Origin of the sequence: Sphingomonas melonis (assembly GCF_013409985.1) — a bacterium.
Taxonomy (GTDB): domain Bacteria; phylum Pseudomonadota; class Alphaproteobacteria; order Sphingomonadales; family Sphingomonadaceae; genus Sphingomonas; species Sphingomonas melonis_A.
In genome coordinates this window covers 535,488-559,117 of sequence record NZ_JACCBY010000001.1, presented here as the reverse complement: position 1 = coordinate 559,117, position 23,630 = coordinate 535,488, and the positions used below count along the sequence as shown (strand labels likewise).

Annotated in this window: 22 protein-coding genes and 1 tRNA gene; 9 read left to right on the top strand and 14 right to left on the bottom strand. The window is 66.0% G+C overall.

Annotated elements, in window-relative coordinates; translation table 11 throughout:
- Positions 1–5 precede the first annotated feature (5 nt).
- The gene (locus HD841_RS02890) at positions 6–683 is read right to left on the bottom strand and encodes a FadR/GntR family transcriptional regulator (RefSeq protein ID WP_373562913.1); all 678 of its coding nucleotides are present in this window, start codon (positions 681–683) and stop codon (positions 6–8) included.
- A gap of 190 nt (positions 684–873) precedes the next feature.
- Here HD841_RS02890 and HD841_RS02885 point away from each other — a divergent pair, with 190 nt between their 5' ends.
- On the top strand, positions 874–3,675 hold the full coding sequence (locus HD841_RS02885) for a TonB-dependent receptor (RefSeq protein WP_179507369.1): 2,802 nt from the start codon (positions 874–876) through the stop codon (positions 3,673–3,675).
- A gap of 127 nt (positions 3,676–3,802) precedes the next feature.
- On the opposite strand, the gene HD841_RS02880 is transcribed toward HD841_RS02885, so the two are convergent.
- Positions 3,803–5,203 carry a family 43 glycosylhydrolase gene (locus HD841_RS02880; protein ID WP_218845348.1) on the bottom strand — a complete coding sequence of 467 codons (1,401 nt, stop codon included), beginning with the start codon at positions 5,201–5,203 and terminating at the stop codon, positions 3,803–3,805.
- 190 nt (positions 5,204–5,393) lie between these two features.
- On the opposite strand from HD841_RS02880, the gene HD841_RS02875 reads away from it, so the two are divergent.
- From HD841_RS02875 to HD841_RS02855, 5 genes are all read left to right on the top strand, one after another.
- Positions 5,394–5,972: a hypothetical protein gene (locus HD841_RS02875; protein ID WP_179507367.1), complete on the top strand. Its 579-nt coding sequence runs from the start codon at positions 5,394–5,396 to the stop codon at positions 5,970–5,972.
- A 5-nt stretch (positions 5,973–5,977) separates the two neighbouring features.
- Entirely contained in the window at positions 5,978–6,727 is a 750-nt protein-coding gene (locus tag HD841_RS02870) for a DUF6445 family protein (RefSeq protein WP_179507366.1), read from the top strand.
- Positions 6,724–8,238, top strand: coding sequence for a tryptophan halogenase family protein (locus HD841_RS02865; protein ID WP_179507365.1), 1,515 nt, complete (start codon positions 6,724–6,726; stop codon positions 8,236–8,238). Before HD841_RS02870 ends, HD841_RS02865 begins: the two co-directional genes overlap by 4 nt.
- Positions 8,239–8,492: 254 nt before the next feature.
- A complete protein-coding gene (locus HD841_RS02860) occupies positions 8,493–10,733 on the top strand; it encodes a glycoside hydrolase family 31 protein (RefSeq protein WP_373562946.1) in 2,241 nt (746 codons plus the stop codon).
- Between the two features lie 259 nt (positions 10,734–10,992).
- Entirely contained in the window at positions 10,993–13,311 is a 2,319-nt protein-coding gene (locus HD841_RS02855; protein ID WP_179508068.1) for a TonB-dependent receptor, read from the top strand.
- A 27-nt stretch (positions 13,312–13,338) separates the two neighbouring features.
- On the opposite strand, the gene HD841_RS02850 is transcribed toward HD841_RS02855, so the two are convergent.
- On the bottom strand, positions 13,339–13,776 hold the full coding sequence (locus tag HD841_RS02850) for a winged helix-turn-helix transcriptional regulator (RefSeq protein ID WP_179507363.1): 438 nt from the start codon (positions 13,774–13,776) through the stop codon (positions 13,339–13,341).
- A 71-nt stretch (positions 13,777–13,847) separates the two neighbouring features.
- Here HD841_RS02850 and HD841_RS02845 point away from each other — a divergent pair, with 71 nt between their 5' ends.
- Positions 13,848–14,654, top strand: coding sequence for an SDR family NAD(P)-dependent oxidoreductase (locus HD841_RS02845; RefSeq protein WP_179507362.1), 807 nt, complete (start codon positions 13,848–13,850; stop codon positions 14,652–14,654).
- Positions 14,655–14,713: 59 nt separating this feature from the next.
- On the opposite strand, the gene typA is transcribed toward HD841_RS02845, so the two are convergent.
- Together typA and HD841_RS02835 are read right to left on the bottom strand one after the other, a co-directional pair.
- A complete protein-coding gene (gene typA / locus HD841_RS02840; RefSeq protein WP_179507361.1) occupies positions 14,714–16,558 on the bottom strand; it encodes a translational GTPase TypA in 1,845 nt (614 codons plus the stop codon).
- A gap of 100 nt (positions 16,559–16,658) precedes the next feature.
- Positions 16,659–16,904 carry a YfbK domain-containing protein gene (locus HD841_RS02835; RefSeq protein WP_179507360.1) on the bottom strand — a complete coding sequence of 82 codons (246 nt, stop codon included), beginning with the start codon at positions 16,902–16,904 and terminating at the stop codon, positions 16,659–16,661.
- A gap of 95 nt (positions 16,905–16,999) precedes the next feature.
- Between HD841_RS02835 and HD841_RS02830 the strand changes: the two genes are divergently transcribed.
- Both HD841_RS02830 and HD841_RS02825 read left to right on the top strand, forming a co-directional pair.
- Positions 17,000–18,208, top strand: a complete 1,209-nt coding sequence (locus HD841_RS02830) for a toxic anion resistance protein (protein ID WP_179507359.1) — start codon at positions 17,000–17,002, stop codon at positions 18,206–18,208.
- A gap of 4 nt (positions 18,209–18,212) precedes the next feature.
- Complete coding sequence (locus HD841_RS02825; RefSeq protein ID WP_179507358.1) at positions 18,213–18,944, top strand: hypothetical protein; 732 nt, start codon at positions 18,213–18,215, stop codon at positions 18,942–18,944.
- Here HD841_RS02825 and HD841_RS02820 read toward each other — a convergent pair.
- The 9 genes from HD841_RS02820 to HD841_RS02780 all read right to left on the bottom strand — a co-directional run bounded on the left by HD841_RS02820 (position 18,945) and on the right by HD841_RS02780 (position 23,510).
- A tRNA-Val gene (locus HD841_RS02820) sits at positions 18,945–19,020 on the bottom strand.
- A gap of 10 nt (positions 19,021–19,030) precedes the next feature.
- Entirely contained in the window at positions 19,031–20,254 is a 1,224-nt protein-coding gene (locus HD841_RS02815; RefSeq protein WP_179507357.1) for a tyrosine-type recombinase/integrase, read from the bottom strand.
- A gap of 145 nt (positions 20,255–20,399) precedes the next feature.
- Entirely contained in the window at positions 20,400–20,786 is a 387-nt protein-coding gene (locus HD841_RS02810; protein ID WP_179507356.1) for a hypothetical protein, read from the bottom strand.
- On the bottom strand, positions 20,783–20,992 hold the full coding sequence (locus HD841_RS02805) for a hypothetical protein (protein WP_179507355.1): 210 nt from the start codon (positions 20,990–20,992) through the stop codon (positions 20,783–20,785). Before HD841_RS02805 ends, HD841_RS02810 begins: the two co-directional genes overlap by 4 nt.
- Entirely contained in the window at positions 20,989–21,609 is a 621-nt protein-coding gene (locus HD841_RS02800) for a hypothetical protein (RefSeq protein WP_179507354.1), read from the bottom strand. The genes HD841_RS02805 and HD841_RS02800 overlap by 4 nt, the downstream gene beginning before the upstream one ends.
- Positions 21,602–21,895 (bottom strand): hypothetical protein, encoded by a 294-nt coding sequence (locus HD841_RS02795; protein ID WP_179507353.1) that lies wholly within the window; start codon positions 21,893–21,895, stop codon positions 21,602–21,604. The genes HD841_RS02800 and HD841_RS02795 overlap by 8 nt, the downstream gene beginning before the upstream one ends.
- The gene (locus HD841_RS02790; protein ID WP_179507352.1) at positions 21,892–22,674 is read right to left on the bottom strand and encodes a hypothetical protein; all 783 of its coding nucleotides are present in this window, start codon (positions 22,672–22,674) and stop codon (positions 21,892–21,894) included. Before HD841_RS02790 ends, HD841_RS02795 begins: the two co-directional genes overlap by 4 nt.
- 112 nt (positions 22,675–22,786) lie before the next feature.
- Positions 22,787–23,017: an HNH endonuclease gene (locus HD841_RS20925; RefSeq protein WP_218845347.1), complete on the bottom strand. Its 231-nt coding sequence runs from the start codon at positions 23,015–23,017 to the stop codon at positions 22,787–22,789.
- A gap of 208 nt (positions 23,018–23,225) precedes the next feature.
- Entirely contained in the window at positions 23,226–23,510 is a 285-nt protein-coding gene (locus HD841_RS02780; protein ID WP_179507350.1) for a hypothetical protein, read from the bottom strand.
- Positions 23,511–23,630: the final 120 nt, after the last annotated feature.

The window sequence follows — 23,630 nt, the reverse complement described above, 5'->3', positions numbered from 1 at the left end:
GTGGATCAGGCGATCCGCATCGCCTGTTCGGTGTCGCGGCGCGCCTGTTCGATCAATAGAGTGGCCGCGGCATGCGCCGCCGCGGGGTCGGCGCGGGCGATCGTGTCGAACAGCGCCTGATGCTGCGGGATCGAATCGATATAGTCGGCGACGACGCGATATTTGAAGAAGGTCGTCCAGCGTACCGCCGAGGAGATGCTGCTCGACAGGCTGCCGAGCAGTTCGTTGGCGGTCGCCTCAAGCAGGACGGCGTGGAATTGTTCGTCGGCCGCCTGACCCGCGACGCTCTCCAGCCCGTGGTGCGTCATCAGCTCCAGCGCATGGCCGAGCCGCGACAACTGCCGCGCGGTGCGATGCGTCGCGGCAAGGCTGGCGGCGGCCGGCTCGACGATCAGCCGCAGTTCGAACAGGCTTTTGACGAAGCTGACCGGCGGTTCGCCCTCGAACATCCAGCCGAGCATCTCGGTGTCGAGCAGGTTCCAGTCGGTCCGCTCGCGCACCCGCGTCCCCGTCTTGCGCCGGCTCTCGATCAAGCCCTTGGCGGTCAGCATGCGCAGCGCCTCGCGGATGACGTTGCGCGCCACCCCGAAGCGATCGGCGAGGTCGAATTCGCCGGGGATCGTCTCGCCCGGCGCATAGTCGCCGGTGACGATCGCGACGCCGAGCGTCCGTGCGATGGTCACGTGCGCTGGTCTGATCCGCTCGCGTTTCGCCAATTTTTCTTAGCCTTACCAATGGGATGACGAGGGATCGCCGCGCCATCGATAGGCCGCAACCGATCGGCCTGCAAATTTCATTTGTCCGGCATATTCCAACACGTTATATGTAGGACATTACACGGCACTCATGTCGGTAAATTTGGGGAGAGGGACCATGAAGGGCACTTACGTGCGGCTGCTCGCGGGCGCATCGCTCGTCGCACTGGGCGGCGCAGCGCAGGCTCAGACGGCCGTACCGGCACCGGCGCCGACGCAGGCCGAAACCGGCACCGTCGCACAGACCAGCGATCAGGCAGCGACCGATCCGGCCAGCGATCAGGACATCATCGTCACCGGCGTGCGCGAGAGCCTCCGATCCGCGCAGGCGATCAAGCGCAACGCCAACCAGATCGTCGATTCGATCAGCGCGCAGGACATCGGCAAGCTGCCCGACGTGAACACGACCGAGGCGCTGCAGCGCGTCACCGGCGTGCAGATCCAACGCCGCTACGGCGAAGGCGCGACCGACTTCGATCATCGTACCTCCCCCGCGATCACGGTGCGCGGCCTTACGCAGGTGCAGAACTTCCTCGATGGCCGTGCGGTCTATTCGGCGTCCGGCGGCCGTGCCTTCGATCTCGAAGCCATTCCGCCCGAACTGCTGTCGGGCGTCGACGTCTACAAGAACGCGCCCGCCAACATCATCGAGGGCGGCGTTGGCGGGGCAGTCAATCTGCGCACCCGCCGGCCCTTCGATTCGGACAAGCAGGTTGTCAGCTTCACGGCGCGGGGCAATTATTACGACCGCGTCGACAAGCCCGGCTATTCCGTGTCCGGCCTCTACAGCAACCGCTTCGACACCGGCATTGGCGAGATCGGCTTTCTGGTGAACGCGGTTTATTCGAAGAGCCAGTATCGGCAGGACGGCATCCTCGCCAACCAGCAGCAACCGATTCCCGCCGGCTCGGTCGCGGGCGCGCCAGCCAATGCCAAGGCGCCGCTTGGCTTCCAGGTGTATGACGATCTCGGCGACCGTCGCCGCCTCGGCGTTGCGACTGCGCTGCAATGGCAGGCGAGCGACAACCTGCTCCTTACCGGCCAGTATCAATACACCAAATACTGGTTCAACCGCCGGGGCGCATATTATTACTCGGTCAACGGTGGTACCCAGTCACGACCGCTGCCCGACGCCCCCTTCACCTTCAACGACGAAGGTTACGCCACCTCGGGATCGCTGCAGAACCAGCTGTTCGAAACCGGGCGCTTCGACCAAGAGCTGTGGAGCCAGAGCCAGAACTTCACCTTCGGCGCGGACTGGAGCCCAACCGACCGCGCAAAAGTCCACTTCGACGCGCAGTATCTCAAAAGCTATTATAACGCGGACCGGAACGGCAACGTTCTGTCGCTGTTCACCGCAGCGGGGCAGACCGAAGCGAACGCGCCTAATCAAGAGATCGTCGATTTCGACTTGCGCGGCAAACGGCCACGTTGGGACGTCCGCAACAAGGCCTTGCTGGCCGACCCGACAAAGTATGCGACGACGTACATCGCTGACTCGCTTCAGCGCAACGACGCCGATCAGCTCGCCTTGTCCTATGACCTAGAATATGACCTCGAAGGCAGCTTCCTCAAGAAGCTGCGCGGCGGCGCGCGCTATTCGGACAACTCGATCGACCTGCGCGGCACTTGGAACGGCGTATGCCTGTATCAGACTGGCCCGAACCCGGCTTGTAATGCGCCCACGGGCACTCCGTTCATCCCGCTCAGCCAGAATCCGCAGCTCGCGATGCCCGGTCCGTCAAAGAACTTCTTTGATGGCAACAGCGTCACCGGCGGGCTGCTCTACCCGGCATTTCCGCAGGGCAGCGGCGTATGGGCACAGACCAAGGCGCTGTATGCGATCTTCGGCGCCAAGACCAAGGACGCGTTCACACCAGGCGACCTCAACGCGCAAAACGAGAAAACCTATACGGCCTGGGGCATTGCCGATTACGCCTTCGAGGCTGGCGGCGTTCGCTTCGACGGCGGCGTCGGTATCCGGCTGGTGAAGACCAAGCTGGTCTCGTCGGGCACGCTCTTCGACTCCGACGGCAATGCTGCCCCACTCTCGGTCGACAAGAGCTACACGCGGGCGCTGCCAAGCTTCAACCTGCGGGCGCGGTTCACCGACGAAATTCAGATGCGCTTCGCCTATTCCAAGGGGTTGGCGCGGCCTAATTTCGACCAATTGTCGACGAACCTCACGCTCAACAACCCCAATCAGGTGAGCGTCATCACCGGGCGTCCGAGCGCCAATTCGGGCAATCCGCGGCTCAATCCGATCGAATCCGACAATTACGATCTGACCGCGGAATGGTATTTCGCCCCGACCGGATCGCTCACTGCCGGCCTTTTCTACAAGAAGGTCGACGGGTTCCTCGCCAACGGTGTGCTGGTCCAGAACTTCCAGGGCCGCGCGTATGACGTCAACACCGTGCTCAATTCCGGCGACGGCACCGTCAAGGGTGCCGAGATCGGCTATCAGCAGTTCTTCGACTTCCTGCCCGGCCTGCTCAGCGGCTTCGGCATCCAGGCGAACTATACCTATGTCGACTCGAACGTCAGCAATCCCTTTGCTACGGCGGGATCGAACATCCCGACGCAAGTGCCGCTCGAAAAGCTGTCGAAGCACAATTACAATCTGATCGGCCTGTACGAAAAGGGACCGCTCACCGCGCGTCTCGCGTACAATTGGCGCTCGAGCTACCTGGACCAGACGACCGGCGCGGGCGCCAACGGCATCCCACAATATGCCAAGCCCTATGCGTCGCTCGATGCGTCGATCAGCGTCAACGTTACAGACCATATCGCGGTGTCGGCCGATGCGGTGAACCTCACCAATCGGATGAACGTCACGTACATTGGCACCGCAGGGCAGCCGCTGCAGTATCAGCTCAACGACCGTCGTTTCGGCCTGTCGCTGCGCGCCACCTACTAAGCCGTCCCATCCCCACTGCCGGCGCGATCGCACGATCGCGCCGGCTTTTTTGCGCCCGGCGCGGGGGACAGAAAAAACCGGCCGCGGCAGGGTTGCCGCGGCCGGTCTTCATGTTGGAACGGCGGCTCTAGTTGACCATCGTCCAGCGCTGGTTGGCGCCGCCGTGGCAAGGCCAGACGATCAACTTCGTTCCGGTCGCGGTCGCGGCCTCGTTGACGTCGAGGCAGGAGCCGGAGGCGCGATTGACGATCGTCGTGCCGTTATAGGTCCATTGCGACTTCGCGCCGATCGAGCAGGAGGTCTGCACGACGCCGCCGCCGCTGGCGTTGTCGTCCGCCTGGGCGAGACACAGGCCGCTGCGCTGCACGACATATTGCGTGTACGTGCCGACCGGACGGCGCTCGACCAGTTCGTTGCTGGTGTTGGTGCAGGTCCACTGGATCGCCGTGCCGTTATAGTAAGGCGAATCGTTGCTGATGTTGGCGCACAGGCCGCTGTGCGCGACCTGCATCTTGACCAATTGCGTATTGGGCGAGCCGAGCGCGATCGTGCCCGCCGCCGCATCCACGGTGATCTGCGACGCGGTGCCGGCGAAATCGAGCGCGGTGTTGGACGGGAAGGTCAGCGGCAGCCAGACATAGGTGGAATCGTTGACGATCTGGCCGATCGCCGGCCCCCAGCGGTCGCCCATGTACAGGTAGGACGTGCCGCTCGATCCCTGCACCGGCAGGATGAAGGTCGATTGCGAATTGTAGGTGGTGTCGTGGCCGAAATAGGTCGGCCCCGTCCATGGCCCGGCCAGGTTGGTCGCGGTGAAATAGGCCGCGCGATTGGGGTTCCAGCCGGTCGCGCCCGATGTGATCATGAAATAGACGTTGTTGCGCTTGACCAGCGCTGGCGCCTCGCGGTGATAGCCCTTGATCACGGTGAGCAGCGAATCGACCTTCGTATAGTCGGCGCTCAATTTGTAGATGTTGAGGTCGTAGTTCACGTTCGACGACGAGATCAGATAGCCGGTGCCGTCGCTGTCCTGATACACGGTCATGTCGCGCGAATCATAGCCGAGCGGGCGGAAGCTGCCGAGATAGGTGTAATTGCCGTCGACCGTGTCCGACGTCGCCACCGCGACCCGCGCCTCGCCATAATCCTTGCCGTTTTCCCAATGCGCCCACAGCACGTATTTGCCGGTCGTCGCATTGTAGATGATCTTGGGCCGCTCGATATTGGCGCCGTTGAGCTCGGTGGCCGACGACGATTTCAGCACGTCGTTGCGGAATTCCCACGTCTTGAGATCGGTCGAGCGGTACATCGAGACCGCGCGGAAAGAATAGTCGGGGTTCCGGTTCTCGCCGAGGAAGTAATAATAGCCGCCAACCTTGATGACGCCGCCGCCATGGGCGTCGATTTGGCCGCCTGTGGTGGTGACGAATTGCGAGCCGTTGTTGACGGTTTGTCCGCTTGCCAGGGCGGCGGCGGGCAGCGCCAGCGCCGCCAGCGCAGCGCCGAGCGCCAGGGGTGTCCTGAACATCATTCCTCTCCTCATGAACCGATCTCCGTCGGTACTTATGTATGACATATGACCTGCAGGAAGAGAATAGCGGCGGGCCCCGACGCTAGCGCTACCATCGCGATTGCGTGCTTTTCGCCCGCTTTACAGCGGCAAGCCTTGCTCTATCATGTCGGACAACACAGGCACGATCGAGGCCCGGAGAGAAGATATGGAGAGGACGCGTCTGGCCGCCCTGTCGGCAGCCGCATTGCTGACGCTCGCCGGCGGCTATGTCGTGCAGCATGGCGTGCGGCAGCCGCGTGCGCATCCCGCGGCAGTCGCGGTGGTGAGCGCGCCGGTCGCGGTGGTGCGGCCCGCCGCCCCGCCGAGCGCGACGCCCGATCCCGCGACGGTACGGCAACGGCCCGAGCGGCAGCTGGTCGACACGCTCGCCAGACACGATCGCCGCGGCGGCGACGTGCGGATGATGGCGGCGGTGATGACCGCGCAACCGGCGCCGGCCGCGACGGCCGCACCGGTGGAAGCCGCGATGACCGCGGCGGTCGCGCGCCTGCCGGTATTCGCCGGTGCCGCCGAACCGGTGCATGTCACCTGCGTCCGCACCGCCTGCGAGGTGGCCGGGCCGCTGCCGGCGGGGCAGACGGAGGCGACGATGGTCAATGCCTTCCGCGACAGGCAGTTCGAACAGGGGCTGCTCGCCCGCGGCTATACGCCGGGACCGGTGCTCGTCGCCGATGCGGGCGATGGCCGCCGCGGCTTCGTCTTCTATATCAACAACGAGTTCTGAGCCCGATGCCGCCCGCCGCACCGCATGCCCCCGTTCCGCACGGGCCCACCCCGGCCTGGTTCGCCGCCCCCGGCGCCGTGCAGGTGCTGCGCGTCGGCGAGGAAGGCGAGCCGGTGGTGGTGATCGACGGCGCGAGCGGCGACCCCGCCGCGCTCGTGGCGATCGCTGCGCGCGCGCCGTTCACCGACGCGGCGCACGCCGGCAGCGGCTATCCCGGCCTGCTCGCCCCGGCGCCGGTCGCCTATCTCGACGCGATGGTGCGCTGCATCGTGCCGCTGATCGCCGCGCATTTCGCCACCGGCCCGGTCGTGCCGGCACGCGCGCGCGGCAATTTCTCGCTGGTCACGACGCCGCCCGCCGCGCTGACCGCCGACCAGCGCGTGCCGCATGTCGATACCGCCGACCGGCTGCAATTCGCCACCGTCCACTTCCTGTCCGCCAACAATCGCGACGGCACCGGTTTCTTCCGCCATCGCGCCACCGGCTTCGAGACGATCGATGCGCAGCGGCTTCCCGCCTATCGCGCCACGCTCGACCGCGAACTCGCCGATCCGCCGCCGCCGGGCTATCGCATCGATTCGGATGCGCGGTTCGAGCGGATCGGCGCCGTCGATGCACAATGCGACCGGCTCGTGCTCTATCGGGCGGCGCTGCTCCATTCGGGGCTGATCGCGCACCTGCCTGCCGCCGCCGCCGATCCGCGGCAGGGGCGGCTGACCGGCAATCTGTTCCTCCAATGCCGGACGCACGCATGACCCGGACCGACGACGGCGCGATCCGTCGCATCGCGATCATCGGCGGCGGCACCGCGGGCTGGATGGCGGCGGCGGCGCTCGCCCGCGTGCTCGGGCCGCACGGCCCGGCGATCACGCTGGTCGAATCGGAGGAGATCGGCACGGTCGGCGTCGGCGAGGCGACGATCCCGCCGATCCAGGCGTTCAATGCGCTGCTTGGCATCGACGAGAACGACTTCGTCCGTGCGACCCGCGGCACGTTCAAACTGGGTATCGAGTTCGTCGACTGGCGCGCACTCGGCCACCGCTATTTCCACCCGTTTGGCGTCTACGGCATCGATCTGGGCGCGGTGCCGTTCGAGGCGATGTGGCGGCGGCTCCAGGCCGAAGGCGCGGCCGGCCCACTGTCCGACTATTCGATCTGCGCCGCGGCGGCGGCGGCGGGACGGTTCATGCGGCCGCAGCCCGGCAATACGCCGCTCGCGCATATCGGCTATGCCTTCCAGTTCGACGCATCGCTCTATGCGCGCTTCCTGCGCACCCGGGCGGAGGCCGCCGGCGTGGTGCGGCGCGAGGGCCGGGTGGTCGATGTCGCGCTGCGCGGCACGGACGGCTTTATCGAGGCGGTGACGCTCGCCGATGGCGGGCGGATCGAGGCGGATCTGTTCGTCGACTGTTCGGGGTTCCGCGCGCTGCTGCTCGGCGATGCGCTTGGCGCGGGGTTCGAGGATTGGTCGGCGTGGCTGCCCAATGATCGCGCGGTCGCGGTGCCGAGCGCGGTCACCGGACCGCCGCCGCCCTATACCCGTGCCACCGCGCGCGCGGCCGGCTGGCAATGGCGCATCCCGCTGCAGCATCGCGTCGGCAACGGCTATGTCTTTGCCGCGGATCATCTCTCGGAGGATGAGGCGACCGCGACGCTGCTCGCCAGCCTAGAGGGCGAGGCGCTCGCCGCGCCGCGCACGCTGCGGTTCCGCGCGGGGCGGCGCACGACCTTGTGGGTCCGCAACTGCGTCGCGCTCGGCCTGTCCGGCGGCTTCCTCGAACCGCTGGAATCGACCAGCATCCATCTGATCCAGTCGGGCATCGCGCGCCTGCTCGAGATGCTGCCGACGCGCGCCTTCGAGCCTGCCGATATCCGCCGCTACAACCGGCTGATGGCGACCGAGTTCGACAGCATCCGCGACTTCATCATCCTCCACTTCCACGCCACGGCGCGGCGCGACACCGCTTATTGGCGCCGGCTGGCCGAAATGCCGATCCCCGAGACGCTGGCCGAACGGATCGGGATCTATCGCCGCACCGGCCGCGTGTTCCGCGAGACCGACGAGCTGTTCACCAAGACGAGCTGGCTGGCGGTGATGGACGGCCAGGGACTGGTCGCATCGGGCTACGATCCACTCGGCGCGGCGCTGCCGCTTGCCGAGGCGCAGGCCGCACTCGACCGGATCGGCAAGGTCACCGCCGCCGCCGCGACCCATATGCCGCTGCATCAGGATTTCATAACCCGCCACTGCCGCGCCGCGCGCTAGCCGCCCGCCCTCCCGTCGCTGACCCTCGATCATCGACGAATGTCGGACTTGGCACGGATCACGCTTGCACGGGTGAATGATCCCCTCATAAGTAAAAGCAGCAACGGGCAAGTGATTGGTCCGGGGGGAGAGATTCGATGACCGAGCCGACGCGTGCCATCCGCAAGCCGTTTTTCCGACGCCATCTGCTGACCGCGGGAACGGCGATCGCCGCCGTCGCCGCGCTGCCCGCAACGGCCGATCCGCTCGCGATCATGGATCGCAACGGCGGCATCGTCGCGATCGAACCCTATGCGCCCAATATCGTCCGCGTGACGATCGCGCTCGACAAGGCGCTGGCGGTCGCGCCGCCGGGCGAAGGCCCCAATGCCAAGCCCGACGCCGCCGGCTGGAGCCACCGCACCGACGCCAGCGGCGACGTCTTCGCCTCGCCGACGCTGACCCTGACCGTCGCGGCGCAGCCCTGGCCCAAGGCGCCGACGCAGATGCAGCGCTATTTCGCGCCGTCGCTGCCGCCGGTGGCGATCTCGGTGCGCGGCGCCGATGGCCGCACCCTGCTCGACATGACCGGCTGGGAAATGGCGCCGCACACCGTCAACGACGAGAAGACGTTCCGCGTCGGCGCCAGCTTCGCGGTGCAGCCGGGCGAACATTATTACGGGCTCGGCCAGAACCAGGAGGGCGTGCTCGACCTCAAGGGCCGCACGATCGACTGCCGCCACAATTACGATGCGCCGACCGGCGAGAGCGTGTGCGTGCCGTTCATGGTCACCAACAAGGGCTATGGCATCGTCTGGGACAATGCCTCGGCGACCACCGTCTCGCCCGGCCTGCACAATGCGACGCACTGGCAGTCGAACGTCGGCGAGCGCGTCTCGTTCTTCGTCATCACCGGCGACACCACCGACCAGCTCTATGCCGGCTATGCCAAGCTGACCGGCGCCACCCCGCTGCCGCCCAAGGCGGCGTTCGGCCTGATCCAGTCCAAGGCGCGCTACGAGACGCAGAAGGAATTGCTCGACGTCGCGCAGGGGTATCGCCAGCGCAACCTGCCGCTCGACGTGATGGTGCTCGACTGGTTCTACTGGTCGCGGATGGGCCAGCTCGACATCGACCGGACCTTCTTCCCCGATCCCAAGGGGATGAACGACACGCTGCACAATATGGGGATGCATTCGATCATCAGCGTCTGGCCGCGGTTCGAGCGGGAATCGCGCTATTACGACTTCCTCGGCAGCAAGGGCTGGCTGCTCCACGACAAGGACGGCAGCGTCGTCGACGGCCTGCCGATCCGCGCCGACCGCGCTGGCGCGCTGCTCGATTCGACCAACCCCGATGCGCGGCAATGGTTCTGGACCAAGATCCGCGACAATATCGCCAGCCAGGGCTTCGACTGGTTCTGGCTCGACGAGACCGAGCCCGACCTCGTCCCCGACGGCCATTTCTTCTCGATCGGCTCGGGCGACCGCTACCACAATCTCTACCCGCTGGTGCACACCAGCAGCGTCGCCGAAGGCTCCGCCAGGGACCGGCCCGACATGCGCAACCTGATCCTGTCGCGCGCCGCCTATCTCGGCACGCAGCGCAACGGCGCGCTGTTCTGGTCGTCGGACGTGCAATCGACCTGGGAGGCGCTGCGCCGGCAGGTGCCGGCCGGGCTCGGCTTCACCGCCACCGGCATGGCCTATTGGAGCAGCGACACCGGCGGCTGGCAGAATCCGGCCGGCCCCAAGGCCGAGCGCGCGCCGCTGCTCGATCCCGCCGGCGCGACCGCGATGCCGCCGAGCTATGCCGATTATCCCGAGCTGTTCACGCGCTGGTTCGCCTATAACAGCTTCACGCCGACGCTGCGCATCCACGGCCAGCGCGCCGGCACGGCTTTATGGGATTACGGCACTGCCGCCGAGCCGGTGCTCGCCGGCTTCCTGCGGCTGCGCTATGCGCTGATCCCCTATCTCTACGCGCTGGGTCACCAGACCGCGCAAACCGGCGCGCCGTTCATGCGCGCGCTGTTCATGGACTTCCCCAACGATCCCGCGGTGGCGACGATCGGCGACCAATATATGTTCGGCCCCGCCTTCCTCGTCGCGCCGGTGACCGATCAGGGCGTGACCAGCCGCAAGGTCTATCTGCCCGCGGGCGCCGATTGGTACGATTATTGGACCGAGCGGCGCTATACCGGCGGCCAAACGATCGACGCGGCGGCGCCGATCGACAAAATCCCGCTGTTCGTCCGCGCCGGATCGATCGTGCCGATGGGCGTGCAGGTGCCGAGCACCGCGACCGCGCAGCCGCTGGAGAGCATCCGCGTCTACCCCGGCCGCGATGCGAGCTTCACGCTGTACGACGACGATGGCGTCACCAACGCCAGCCGCAAGGCGGGTAAGACCGCGACGCTCCGCTGGAGCCAGACGACGGGCAGGCTGACCGCGTCGGGGCGACTGCCGACCGGACAGGAGGTCGGCGGCCTGGTGCGCGTGGTCCAGGGCAAATAGGCGACGGCGACCGGCTCGCGCGGGGTAGCGTCCCGCCGGGCCGGCGCCGCCCGCCCGCCGAAAGTCGGCCCGGTGTGGCTTCTGAGACACATAGTTTCACGAAGCCGACACAATCGACCTCTAGCGGGAAGATCCGCCGGGGGGGCGGTCGTCATCATCGCCGGCGGGTCGCGCAAGGGAATACCCTCGCCTCCTGCCCAGCGACCGCGTCCCCGCAACAACCAAGGGGACCATCGTGACCACACGCTTGCTCAAGACCATGTTGCTGCTCGGCGCCGCCGGCATCGCCGCGCCCGTGATGGCGCAGACCGCGACGCCCGCGACCGACGCCGCCGCGACCGACACGACCGCCACGCAGGACGCCGCGCCGGACGCGTCGGGCGATCTCGGCGACATCGTCGTCACTGCCGAGCGCCGCTCGGAGAATCTCCAGCGCGTGCCGCTGTCGGTCGCCGTCGTCGGCGGCAGCGACCTGCGCGCCTTCCAGGCGGGTGGCGAGGACATCCTGTCGCTCTCCGGCCGCGTCCCCGGCCTGTACATTGAATCGACCACCGGCCGCATCTTCCCGCGCTTCTACATCCGCGGTCTCGGCAACATCGATTTCTACCTCGGCGCGTCGCAGCCGGTGTCGATCATCCAGGACGATGTCGTCCTCGAGCATGTCGTGCTGAAGTCGAACCCGGTGTACGACGTCAACCAGGTCGAGGTGCTGCGCGGCCCGCAGGGCTCGCTGTTCGGCCGCAACACCACCGCCGGCATCATCAAGTTCGACACGATCCGCCCCAGCCAGACCTGGCAGGGCCGGATGTCGGCATCGGCGGGCAGCCTCGGCACCTTCACCTATGACGCCGGCGTCGGCGGTCCGCTGATCCAGGACAAGGTCGCGGTGCGCCTGTCGGGCCTGATCCAGCATCGCAACGACTGGGTCGACAACAGCTTCGCCGGCGTCAGCGCCGACGGCACCCGCACCCCGCAGAAGGATGCGATGGGCGGCTTCGACGAGCGCGACGTGCGGCTGCAGGTGCTGCTCACCCCGACCGAGGCCTTCTCGGTCAATGTCTCGGGCCATGCCCGCGGCTATCACGGCACCTCGACGATCTTCCACCGCGCCGCACTCAAGAAGGGCTCGAACGCGGTGTCGGCCGAGCCGCGCAACAGCATCGCGCTCGACGAGGGCAACAACAATCCGCAGGATTACGACACCTACGGCGGCTCGGTGAACGCGGCCTATGACTTCGGGCCGGTCACGCTGACCTCGATCAGCGCCTATGAGACCACCTCAGGCTACAGCCGCGGCGATACCGACGGCGGCGCGGCGGCGAATTTCCCAGTCAACGGTGTCGCCAACGGCTTTGGCGAGAGCCAGGGCAACGTCCGTGCGCTCGGCCAGTATACGCAGGAGGTGCGCCTCGCCTCGCAATCGGACCAGCAGTTCACCTGGCAGGTCGGCGGTTTCTACTTCCGCCAGAATGACACCACTGAATTCTACCAGCGCAGCTATTTCCTGAACACCGCGGCGCGCAACCCGAACAACTGGGTGCGCCTGCGCGACATCAACACCAGCTGGGCGGCGTTCGGTCAGGCGAGCTTCAAGGTCACGCCGGAATTCACGATCACCGCCGGTGGCCGTTATACGCAGGACATCAAGCGCACGACGCTGGTCAAGCCGGTACTCAACGCCACCGGCACGGCCAGCCTGTTCCCGGCGACCGCACCCAAGTCGGTGCGCCTCGAGGGCAAGGAGCCGAGCTGGGACGTCTCGGCACTGTACCAGCTCGATCCGCGCAACAGCGTCTACGCCCGCGTCGCGCGCGGCTTCCGCGGCCCGACGATCCAGGGGCGTTCGGCGGTGTTCAACTCGCCCTTCTCGACCGCCAACAGCGAGACGATCACCTCCTATGAGATCGGGTCGAAGGGCGTCTTCCTCGACGGCCGGCTGCGCATCAACTCGTCGCTGTTCACCTATACGGTCAACGACATCCAGCTGAACGGCAACGACGTGAACGGCAACGGCGTGCTGTTCAACGCCGACAAGGCGCGTGCCTATGGCGTCGAGATCGACACGCAGTTCCGCCCGGTGCCGAACCTCACCTTCACGCTCGGCGCGAGCGCGTTGGCGTCGAAGATCAAGGACAAGCGCGTCTATGCGCAGGTCTGCATCCTCAACGGCGTCGTGGTCTGCACCGTGCAGGATCCCACCGTCAGCGTGGGCACCAACGTCTTCGCGCAGATCGACGGCAACCCGCTGCCCAACGCCCCGCGCTGGAACCTCGATGCCACCGCGCGCTATGACATGCCGCTCGCCAATGACGGCAAGCTGTTCATCGCGACCGACTGGAACATCCAGGGCTACACCAACTTCGTGCTCTACAAGACGCGCGAATTCTACGCGAAGGGCAATTTCGAAGGCGGCCTGAAGATCGGCTACACCACGCCGGACGACAATTACGAAATCGCCGCCTTTGCCCGCAACATCACCAACGAGAAGAACCTGAAGGGCGTCATCGAGAACTATATGGCCGCGGTGTTCAACGAACCGCGGATCATCGGCGTCTCGGTCAGCGGCAAGTTCCGCTGATCTGTTAGCCAGTACGGCGGCGGCGCTTCAGGGCGCCGCCGTTTTTACCGTCAACGTCATATCGGCCAGCGGCGCTCCGGTGACCGCATCGATGACCATAGGCTGGACGACATGGCCATCCGCCGCCACCAGCCGCACGACGGAATCGTCCCCAAAATGGCGGGCGCCCCATGCGCCGAGCGCATGCAAGACGGGCAGATAATCCCGCCCCATTGCGGTCAGCACATATTCGTGGCGCGGCGGCCGCTCGGAATATCGGCGTCGTTCCAGCAAGCCGTCCTCGACCAGCGCCGCCAGCCGCCGCGTCAGGATGTTGGGCGCAATGCCCAAGCCCTTCTGCAAAGCGTCGAACCGCTGCACGCCCCGCGCGACATCGCGCAGCACCAGCATGCTCCAGCCATCTCCGACCCGGGCAAGGCCGCGGCCGACCGGGCACACCCCCCGCGATAACGCATCATTGTCCATTGCATAAAGATAGTGACTTACTATTTTTCTGCAAGCCACTCTGCCTGGGTGCGGCGTGGAGGAGATGAGAGATGACCGACAATACCCTTCCCGCAGCCCTGATCACCGGCGCCTCGGCCGGTATCGGCGCGACCTATGCCGACCGGCTTGCCCGTCGCGGGCATGACCTGATCCTTGTTGCGCGCGACGGGGCGCGCATGACTGCGCTTGCCGAACGGCTCGGCGGGGAAACCGGCCGCAGCGTGACCGTGCTGCGCGCCGACCTGACCGACAACGCGGATGTCGCCAGGATCGAGGCACGGCTGGCGTCCGACGACCGCATTGGCCTGTTCGTCAACAATGCCGGGATGACCCTTACCGGCAACCTCCTCACCGCCGATCCCGAAGCGATCGCACGGCTGATCGCGCTCAACGTCACCGCTCCGACGCGGCTTGCCGCAGCCGCAGGGCGCGCCTTCGCGGAGCGGGGCGGCGGCGCGATCATCAACGTGTCGTCCGCGCTGTCGCAAGTCGTCGAGGCGTTCGACGGCGCCTATAACGGCACCAAGGCGCATCTGCTGACCGTCAGCCGCTGGCTCAACCGCCAGCTTGCCGATCGCGGCGTCTATGTGCAGGCGGTGCTGCCCGCCGCGACGCGGACCGAAATCTGGGAGCGGTCCGGCATCGACATCAACGCTTTCCCGGCGGCATCCGTCATGGAGGTCGGGGACCTCGTCGATGCCGCCTTGGTCGGCTTCGATGCGCGTGAGGAAGTGACGATCCCGCCGCTCGCCGATGAGGCGCTGTGGATCGCCGCGGATCAGGCCCGCGCGGCGATGGTGCCGGTGCTCGGCAGCGACCGCCCCGCGGCCCGCTATCGTGCCACGGTCGCCGCCTGACGCAAAAGGGGCGCCCGATCGCTCGGACGCCCCCCCTTGTCGCTCTCGGCGTGGCCGGCTTACGCCGCCTGCTTCGCCCGGCTCGCGCGCTTGCGCTCGTTCGGGTCGAGGAAGCGCTTGCGCAGGCGGATCGTCTTCGGCGTCACCTCGACCATCTCGTCGTCGTCGATGTACGCGATCGCCTGCTCCAGCGTCATCTTCTTCGGCGGGGTCAGGCGGATCGCATCGTCCTTGCCGCCGCTCGCGCGGAAGTTGGTCAGCTGCTTCGCCTTCATCGGATTGACCTCAAGGTCATCCGTCTTGGCGTTCTCGCCGATGATCATGCCCTCATACAGCGCCTCACCATGGCCGACGAACAGCACGCCGCGGTCCTCGAGCGGCCCCAGCGCATAGCCCTGCGCCTCGCCGGCGCCGTTCGAGATCAGCACGCCGTTCTTGCGGCCCTCGATCGGGCCCTTGTGCGGGCCGTAGCGCTCGAACAGCCGGTTCATGATGCCGGTGCCGCGCGTGTCCGAGAGGAACTCGCCGTGATAGCCGATCATGCCGCGCGACGGCGCCGAGAAGGTGATGCGCGTCTTGCCGCCGGTCGACGGACGCATGTCGGTCAGCTCGGCCTTCCGCAGGTTCATCTTCTCGACGACGGTGCCCGAATGCTCCTCGTCGACGTCGATGATGACGGTTTCGTACGGCTCGGTCTTCTTGCCGTTCTCATCCTCGCCGAACAGCACGCGCGGGCGGCTGATGCCGAGTTCGAAGCCCTCGCGGCGCATCGTCTCGATCAGCACGCCGAGCTGGAGCTCGCCACGGCCGGCGACTTCGAAGCTGTCGCGGTCGGCGGCCTCGGTCACCTTGATCGCGACGTTCGATTCGGCTTCGCGGAACAGACGGTCGCGGATCATGCGGCTCGTCACCTTGGTGCCCTCGCGGCCGGCCATCGGCGAATCGTTCACCGCGAAGCGCATCGACAGCGTCGGCGGATCGATCGGCTGCGCGTGCAGCGGCTCGGTGACGGTGGTGTCGGCGATCGTGTTGGCGACGGTCGCGACGGCAAGGCCGGCGAGGCTGATGATGTCGCCCGCCTTGGCTTCCTCGACCGGCACGCGGTCGAGGCCGCGGAACGAGAGGATCTTCGAGGCGCGGCCGGTCTCGATGATGTTGCCGTCGTTATCGAGCGCGTGGATCGGCTGGTTAAGCTTCACCGTGCCCGAATTGACGCGGCCGGTGAGGATACGGCCGAGGAAGTTGTCGCGATCGAGCAGCGTGACCAGGAAGGTGAACGGCACGTCCTCCACTTCCACCTTCGGCGCGGGGACGTGGTTGACGATCGTCTCGAACATCGGGATCAGCGTGCCTTCGCGCGCGTCCATGTCGGTCGAGGCATAGCCGTTGCGGCCCGAGGCGTAGAGCACCGGGAAGTCGAGCTGCTCGTCATTGGCGTCGAGCGACACGAACAGGTCGAACACCTCGTCGAGCACCTCCTGGATGCGCGCGTCGGGACGGTCGACCTTGTTGACGACGACGATCGGCTTCAGGCCGAGCGCCAGCGCCTTGCCGGTGACGAACTTGGTCTGCGGCATCGCGCCTTCCGACGAATCGACCAGCAGGACGACGCCGTCGACCATCGACAGGATGCGCTCCACCTCGCCGCCGAAGTCGGCGTGGCCGGGCGTGTCGACGATGTTGATGCGGATGCTCTCGCCGCCGCCCGGAGGGGCCCAGTCGACCGAGGTCGGCTTGGCGAGAATCGTGATCCCGCGCTCCTTTTCGAGGTCGTTCGAATCCATCGCACGCTCTTCGACGCGCTGGTTGTCGCGGAAGGTGCCGGACTGGCGGAAGAGCTGATCGACCAGCGTCGTCTTGCCGTGATCGACGTGCGCGATGATCGCCACGTTGCGGAGGCTCATGGGAATTCCTGAATAGATGGAGCTTGGAGTGCGCACTCCCATAGCCGAAATGTTGCGCCGCGGGAAGGGGAGCCATTTCGCCCCGCCGCCCGCCGGCCGATCAGCGCGGCGGACTGCTGCCTGCCGGCCGCTGCGCCGCCTCGGCCAGCGTCACCAGCCGGGTAAAGCCCTGCCGCCAATAGTCGCGCTGGCCGGCGGCAAGCTGCCGGATCGCGTCGTAGCGATAGTCGCCGAGCAGCGGGTCGCCGCGCAGTTTCTGGCCGAACGCCGCGACCGCGGCGACGAAGGCCACGTCGCCCTGCATGCTCTCACGCTGCGCATGCGCGATCAAGCCGGCGCCGGGCATTGAAGCCCCACCGCTTGCGTATTACAGCTCCAACACACTTGCCGTCGCGGACGAACACGACCATTTTGTCGGCAACGGCTTGGGAGACGAATGGAATGGCGACGAACGTGGATACGCCCGAACGCGATCTGGTACTCACCCCGCCCGACCCGGTGCCGACGGTCACGGCCGAGCGCGCCGCCGGCCTCGTGCCGATCGACGAGGCGAAGAAATCGCAGCTCGATGCGCGCGTCGACGCGTTCGTCGCCGATCTCGTCGCCGAGGACGTCAACAGCCCCGAATTCGGCAAGCGCGTCGACGCGATCACCGCGATGGGCGCCAAGGAAATCCGCGAGGCCGCCGGCCAGTCGAACCGCTTCCTCGACCGCCCGATCCGCGCGATGGACAAGGACAGCGGCGTTGGCGCCGATCTCGCGCAGCTGCGCCGGGTGATCGAGGACCTCGATCCCGGCCGCAAGGGCGCGCTGTCCGGCCCCAAGAAGATCTTCGGCATCATCCCGTTCGGGTCGAAGATGCGCGACTATTTCGACAGCTACCAGTCGTCGCAGACGCATATCAGCTCGATCCTCAAGAACCTCGCCGCCGGCAAGGACGAGCTGCTGATGGACAATGCCGCGATCGACACCGAGCGCGCCAATCTGTGGAGCGCGATGGGCAGGCTCGAACAGATGATCCACCTCAGCAAGGCGATGGACGCCAAGCTGGAGGACAAAGCCAACGAGCTCGACCATACCGATCCCGCCAAGGCCAAGGCGATCCGCGAGACCGCGCTCTTCTACACCCGCCAGCGCACGCAGGACCTGCTCACCCAGATGGCGGTGACGGTGCAGGGCTATCTGGCGCTCGATCTGGTCAAGAAGAACAATGTCGAGCTGGTGAAGGGCGTCGACCGCGCCTCGACCACCACCGTCTCGGCGCTGCGCACTGCGGTGACCGTGGCGCAGGCGCTGACCAACCAGAAGCTGGTGCTCGAATCGATCACCCAGCTCAACACGACGACGGCCAATATCATCGATTCGACCGGCAAGCTGCTGCGCTCGAACACCGCGTCGATCCACGAACAGGCCGCGGCCTCGACGATTCCCCTGGAGACGCTCCAGCGCGCCTTCCAGAACATCTACGACACGATGGACGCGATCGACACGTTCAAGCTCAAGGCGCTCGATTCAATGAAGACCACCGTCACCGCGCTGGGCAGCGAGGTGGAGAAGTCGAAGGGCTATATCGCCCGCGCCGAGGGCGCCAATCAGGCCGCGCTGAAGGGGCCGGGCGCGGGCGATTCCTACCGCCTCGAATCGGTGTGAGCGCATGACCGAGGTCGACCAGCAGATCGAACGCGCCCGCGCCGCGATGGCGCGGATCAGCGAGGACTATCGCGGCCAGGTCGGCGCGACCTATCGCGCGCACGGCAAGCGGCTGAAGCGCAAGGCGACGAGCGTCGGCACGCGGCTGGCGATCATCTGCGCGGTCGACGCGCTGATCCTGATCGCCGCTGCGGTACTCGGCATGATGATGCCGCTCGGCCTGTTCGGCGCGCTCGCGGTGCTGTTGCTGATGGCGGCGGTGACGATCGGTATCGCGCTCGCCCCGATCGCCCGCGCGCCGAGCGAGAAGGTGTTGCGCGAGGTCGATATCAAGGCGCTGCCCGCCAAGACCGAACGCTGGCTGGAGGCGCAGCGCCCTGCCCTGCCGGCGCCGGCCCGCGGGCTGATCGACCAGATCGGCGTGCGGCTCGACACGCTGTCGCCGCAGCTCGGCCGGCTCGACGGGCGCGAGGAGGAGGCGTTCGAGGTGCGCCGGCTGATCGGCGAGCAACTGCCCGCCTTCGTCACCGATTATGCCCGCGTTCCCGAGCCGCTGCGTCAGGTCGAGCGCAACGGCCGCACCCCCGACGCGGAGCTGGTCGCCGGGCTGCGGCTGATCGAGCAGGAGATCGCCGACATGACCGCCCGGCTGGCGCAGAACGACCTCGACAGCCTGTCGACCCGCGGGCGCTTTCTGGAGATCAAATACCGCGACGAGTCCGGCAGCGCGCGGTGATGGTGGGCGATGACGGGCTCGAACCGCCGACATTCTCGGTGTAAACGAGACGCTCTACCAACTGAGCTAATCGCCCTTAGATCACTCTAAGCCTCGGAACTCTGCGCTTCGCTGCTCCTATTGTCAACCGTTATCGGCCTACCTCGAACCGGCGTGGTCCGCAGATGGTCCGCATCCCAAGCCGCCGCATGAGCCTGCACCTCTAGGTAAATTGTGGTCAGCATGTCACGCGCGTTTGCGAGATAGGCGGGGTCGTATTTCGCGTAGACCTCGCTCACCCGCTTCATGACGCGATGGCCAAGCATCATCTCGATCTCGTCGCCCGGTACGCCGCGCGAGCGTAGCTCCTTGGCGATCGTGTGACGGATCGTCTTTGGCACCACCTCTTCGACAAGCCCGAGCGCCCGGCGCATCGTCGTCCAAGCGCGCTTCTTCGAAAGGGCTGCCTTATGCGGCTTCTTCGCCCACTCGTTGAGCACCGGTCGGAACGGCGGGATGCAGGGGATGACCTGGTTGCGCTTCTTCGTTCGCGGCCACTCAGGCGGGTGCATGTCGAGCAGTGCGCCACGATCCTGCTTGGCAGGGTCGAACGCCAGACAGGCATCGGGCCGATGCATCGACGCGATCATAAGTTGGATCCAGCGATGCGTGCCGATGTCCGACCGGGTGAACGCCACCATCGCGCCAAGCTGCTTCAGCGTCACATGCACGTCGCGGGGCGGTGAGCGATACTCTTGCTTCACACCTGCAACCTTCGGTGCATGCGGCACCCGGTTGGCGTCCTCGGCATAGTTCAGCGCCGCACGGAAGTCGTCTAGGTTGCGCTGCACCGTCTCACCGGACACGCCGGTGGAGGAATGGTTATAGACCTTCTCGCGCCATGGCACCGAATAGCTGTGCTCGCCCATCCGCCAGCGACGGAAGCGCTCTAGCAGCGGCTTATCGACTTGGGCGAATGTCACGTCGGCGGTCGCGATGTCCTGCATCAGAAACCCGATCCACACCCGCAACGAACTGGCGATCTGCGCCGGCTTGCGCGCCTCCTGCCCGTGCTCCCGGTAGTAGAGCAGCAACTGAGGAATGACCTTAGCGTCCTCCGCGGTCTGCGGCCCCTTAGCGCGCTGCACCTCAAAGAACGTGTCGATGACCGCCTTGGCTGCTGCTAGATCGCGCTGCTTAGTGCTCCGATAGACGTCCGATCGAGCCTTGGCGTCATAGCGGGCGATCTGCCAGACGTCGGGCGATTTGCCGTCGCGGCGCTTGTCGAGCCAGTAGTCGCCGACGATGTAAGGCGAGGTGTCCCGGCCCATGCTTGTTTCAATTCCTCGGTTTCGGCGCTGACGATCAGGTCCCAGGCACCAATGTCGATGAGCGCACGCAATTCCTCAAGGTCGAGGCGCACGCCAGTTTCGTTGCGAAGTGCTCTACGGCACTTCCTTGCGGTGTCGGCTAGGCTCATCCCGCCACCCCTTCCCCGTTCTGCTGAAGGTGGGCGGCATCGTGGAGCGCGGCGCGGTCAGCCAGCCCGGAAGCGGCAACACGCGCAGCCCATTCTCCAGCTCGGTTCCAACCGAGCGTCGCAGATTGCTCGGAAACGGTGCCGCGGATTGGCTTTGCCTTGAATGCCGCGATCTTCTCCAACGCCTCCACCACCCGATCGCGACCGCGCAGGGCGGCGGCAAGCTTCTCGGGATGATGCAACCGCTTGATGGTAGCGAGGCACACGGGGTCACCGCCGGACGGATCGTCGGCGTAGATGCCAGGCGAGGTGCCGTCAGGGTCGAGCTCCCACGGTCCCGTCATCAGGTAAGCCCGCTCGGCATGATCCGGTGAATGGGTCATGCGGGGTTCTCCAATAGCCGGTTGAGCCGTGCCAATTCCTGCTCCTCATGAGGCATCAGGCCAAAGGTCGGCTGATCTTCCAGGAGCGCGTCACGGCGAATGGTCGCCCGGTTCCGCCAGTAATCGCCATCGGGCCCGTTCAACCCCGCAGCGATATCAGCAAGGCTTTGGTTTCGACGTGCGATGTCATCGCTGATAATGCTCACAGCGGCTCTCCGGCGTCGGGCAGGTTGCGGATTGCGGCGGCTAGCGATTTACAGATTGATCGGCGTCCATCGTTTGAATGTTCAGGGTGCAGCCGATTATGCTGCTCGTCGCATATCCTTGCCGCAGCCTCCCGCATCGCCCCAGCATTCACCGGGGGCTTGGGGGTGGCGATAAGGTTGCCCTCGGGATGATCGCGCGCGATCTCCAAGGCAATATCCGGGTCTTCCGCGTCCTCGATTGCCAGCGCCATCAGCACTTCCGCGTACAGATCGGACGCATCAAACCCGATAACCTCGGGAGCGTCGCCACCGGCCATAACCGACAGCATCAGCCCGAGCTTGGCCAGCGTGACGACCCGCCGCCTGTCCTGATCCGTGGTATACCCAGGCCATGGTTCCCCCGTATCGGTGAGCCTGTCAGCGGCGGGGGTGTAGGCGATGATGTCGCCGAGGCCGCCGTCATGCGTCCAATAAAAGGGGCAGCCGTTGTCTTCTTCGTTGAATCGATCGCCGCCACGCATCAGCACGTCGCCGCCTACGTCGTAATCCGCCGGCGCGCTTTCACCGCCCGCCCACGCCTTCATACCTTCGGGGATCGCCCCCTGTTCATCAGCCATTTTGCGTGTCCTTTTGGGCGAGGGTGGCGAGCTCGTCGGGCAGGCGCATAGCGTCGAGCCGGTCAATGCTGTCATTGTCCCACGTCTCGCCGTCAGGATCGCGCAGCTGCGCTTCCCACATCGGATGGCAGGGGGCGACCGGACGGATTATGTCCGGCGAGTGCCCCTCATTGAACTCGTCGATATCAATCAGCACGCCGTTGACGCACTCCACGTCCTGCCCGAAATAATGACCGCCCCCATTGTGGTAGAAGTGGCCGTTGCGACAGTGTTTGCAGGTGCTCATCCCTCCGCGCCTCCTTGCGTGGTGAGGGCGGCGAGGATGCGCGGCGCAGCGTTTGCGAGCGCCACCAGCAACTCAGCTTCCTGCCATGTGCCTATATAGCCCCGGAACAGGTTGCCGCCCTTGTGCGAGACAATCGTCGGCTTGCCGTCAACCGGCTTGACCCGCAGGGGAAACATCCAGTCCCACCCGTTCGGCCCCGCAGCCGCGTCGATCAGCGGACGCAACTCGGCGGCGAGCGCAGCCACCTCCCCCGCCTCGCTCGCCGCTGCGTCGGGGGTGGGTGCCGCTGCGAGCATGGCGGACCAAATCTCGCAAGCGGAATGGTTGACGTTGAACCGGTGCGATGCAGCGCCGGCACGGACCATCTCCGGCGTTGGCTTCACCGGCACGACCCGCACTGATCCAGTGGCGGCGGGATGGGTGTTCAGCGCTTCTGCACGAGCATCAGCAAGGCCGCGCTCATAGCCAAGCTCTTCGGCGTTGCGGAGTGCCTGCGCGTGGCGAGTGGCCTGCGCATAATACGCCTTCGCCGCGTCGGTGCATTCGTTCGCGATCGCCTGTTGAGCGTCGGCCGCCGCATATTCGGCCTCCCGAAGCGCACCAAGCAAGCCCTGCTCTGCGCCGGCTTTGATCTGGCACGCTGGCAGGCTGTCTTCGTCGCGACCGAAATGCAGACGGGCGCACCGGTCGTCGGTGAACACGTCGCCGCAATGGTAGCAGCGCCACGCCGGTTGCTCGACCGGCAGCATCTCCACACCCTGCGTCATGATGCGGCTCATAGCGGCAAGTCCCCGTCAGTTTCATCACCACCTGCAATGCCGATCAGCACCAGGATGACAGTTAAAAACACAGAAGCAGGGCCACCGTAGTTCTGCATGAACTCCGAGAAAGTCATGATGCGGCTCCGGTGGCGAGGGTGATGGCGGCGCGGGCGGCCTTGACGCGATTATGAAGGCGCGCATGTTCGGAATGCGTGAGCAGTTGCAGATTTCCGATGACGTTGTTTGTCTTGCACCCGTCTATGTGGTGCACGTCCTCGTCGTCGGATAATAACCGGCCGATATGGCACTCCATCACAAAGCGATGCTGCTTTACGTTGCGGTGTCCTTGCGCCGTAAGCACGCGACCCTCGATGTAACCGCGACCATTAACCCACCAGCACTCGAGCTGAACGTTTTGTCCGCCGTTCTTTTTTCTAGCGCACGGACGCGAGCAGTAAGACGAAGTCGAGCGCAATGGGCGAAAGTTTCTGCCGCACTCGCGACATGCTCGGTCGGCCAGTTGCCTATTACGGCGCCCCCAAGTGTCGGTAAGGCCAGTGCTGGCCAATTCAGCGCGTGGCATGGATTTCCTCCATGATGTTGCGAGCTTCGTGGTCTCCGGCGGCGGCCTTGCGTTCGATGTACGAGAACATCGTTGGGCTAGCGGCGATCAGGCGGGCGTTGGCGAACGTCTCGTTCTCAGACCGGAGATCGGTAGGCCACAACAGCGCGCAGATCGGCGCATCCCGTCCGGGAACATCAATGCGCGCTGTGAACGGGTTCACAACCCAGCGCCCCAGCGTATGCCCCCCACTCTGGTCGGTCATGGCTGGGCCTTTCGGATCGGGGGTCATGGCTTTCCCTCATAGCTGTAGTCGAACATGCTCTGGCCGCGTCCTGACGGACCGGGCTGGCGGGCTGACGCCCCAAGCCGCTGCGCGTCTTGGCCGTTCCGGCGCTCATCCCTCGCGGGG

Excerpts from the sequence above, each read along its gene's own strand:
- HD841_RS02885 (WP_179507369.1), top strand. The coding sequence starts at position 874 with ATGAAGGGCACTTACGTGCGGCTGCTCGCGGGCGCATCGCTCGTCGCA.
- HD841_RS02880 (WP_218845348.1), bottom strand. The coding sequence starts at position 5,203 with ATGTTCAGGACACCCCTGGCGCTCGGCGCTGCGCTGGCGGCGCTGGCG.
- HD841_RS02875 (WP_179507367.1), top strand. The coding sequence starts at position 5,394 with ATGGAGAGGACGCGTCTGGCCGCCCTGTCGGCAGCCGCATTGCTGACG.
- HD841_RS02870 (WP_179507366.1), top strand. The coding sequence starts at position 5,978 with ATGCCGCCCGCCGCACCGCATGCCCCCGTTCCGCACGGGCCCACCCCG.
- HD841_RS02865 (WP_179507365.1), top strand. The coding sequence starts at position 6,724 with ATGACCCGGACCGACGACGGCGCGATCCGTCGCATCGCGATCATCGGC.
- HD841_RS02860 (WP_373562946.1), top strand. The coding sequence starts at position 8,493 with ATGGATCGCAACGGCGGCATCGTCGCGATCGAACCCTATGCGCCCAAT.
- HD841_RS02855 (WP_179508068.1), top strand. The coding sequence starts at position 10,993 with ATGTTGCTGCTCGGCGCCGCCGGCATCGCCGCGCCCGTGATGGCGCAG.
- HD841_RS02850 (WP_179507363.1), bottom strand. The coding sequence starts at position 13,776 with ATGGACAATGATGCGTTATCGCGGGGGGTGTGCCCGGTCGGCCGCGGC.
- HD841_RS02845 (WP_179507362.1), top strand. The coding sequence starts at position 13,848 with ATGACCGACAATACCCTTCCCGCAGCCCTGATCACCGGCGCCTCGGCC.
- typA (WP_179507361.1), bottom strand. The coding sequence starts at position 16,558 with ATGAGCCTCCGCAACGTGGCGATCATCGCGCACGTCGATCACGGCAAG.
- HD841_RS02835 (WP_179507360.1), bottom strand. The coding sequence starts at position 16,904 with ATGCCCGGCGCCGGCTTGATCGCGCATGCGCAGCGTGAGAGCATGCAG.
- HD841_RS02830 (WP_179507359.1), top strand. The coding sequence starts at position 17,000 with ATGGCGACGAACGTGGATACGCCCGAACGCGATCTGGTACTCACCCCG.
- HD841_RS02825 (WP_179507358.1), top strand. The coding sequence starts at position 18,213 with ATGACCGAGGTCGACCAGCAGATCGAACGCGCCCGCGCCGCGATGGCG.
- HD841_RS02815 (WP_179507357.1), bottom strand. The coding sequence starts at position 20,254 with ATGGGCCGGGACACCTCGCCTTACATCGTCGGCGACTACTGGCTCGAC.
- HD841_RS02810 (WP_179507356.1), bottom strand. The coding sequence starts at position 20,786 with ATGACCCATTCACCGGATCATGCCGAGCGGGCTTACCTGATGACGGGA.
- HD841_RS02800 (WP_179507354.1), bottom strand. The coding sequence starts at position 21,609 with ATGGCTGATGAACAGGGGGCGATCCCCGAAGGTATGAAGGCGTGGGCG.
- HD841_RS02795 (WP_179507353.1), bottom strand. The coding sequence starts at position 21,895 with ATGAGCACCTGCAAACACTGTCGCAACGGCCACTTCTACCACAATGGG.
- HD841_RS02790 (WP_179507352.1), bottom strand. The coding sequence starts at position 22,674 with ATGAGCCGCATCATGACGCAGGGTGTGGAGATGCTGCCGGTCGAGCAA.
- HD841_RS02780 (WP_179507350.1), bottom strand. The coding sequence starts at position 23,510 with ATGACCCCCGATCCGAAAGGCCCAGCCATGACCGACCAGAGTGGGGGG.